Raw genomic sequence first — 439 nt, forward strand, 5'->3', positions numbered from 1 at the left:
CGAATGAGGAAACTCACGTAGGTAACCCTACGTATCTTATAGTGAATACATAGCTATAGGAGGGTAAACCTAGGGAACTGAAACATCTAAGTACCTAGAGGAAGAGAAAGAAACATCGATTCCGTCAGTAGCGGCGAGCGAAATCGGAAGAGCCCAAACCAAAGATTTATCTTTGGGGTTGCGGACAGAACATAAGGCAAAATTATTATTAATTGAAGATATCTGGAAAGATATACCGTAGAAGGTAATAGTCCTGTAAGTGAAAATAATAATAAGCTAGTTCTGCTCCAGAGTACCACGAGACACGTGAAACCTTGTGGGAAGCAGGGAGGACCACCTCCCAAGGCTAAATACTACTTGATGACCGATAGTGAAGAAGTACCGTGAGGGAAAGGTGAAAAGAACCCCGGAAGGGGAGTGAAATAGAACCTGAAACCGT

Annotated in this window: 1 rRNA gene; it reads left to right on the forward strand. The window is 43.1% G+C overall.

The annotated features are described in order from the left end of the window. A 23S ribosomal RNA gene (locus tag OCU55_RS23800) occupies nt 1–439 on the forward strand; the annotation flags it as partial.

It is taken from the genome of Clostridium folliculivorans, assembly GCF_024341905.1.
Classification (GTDB): Bacteria; Bacillota; Clostridia; order Clostridiales; family Clostridiaceae; genus Clostridium_AR; species Clostridium_AR folliculivorans.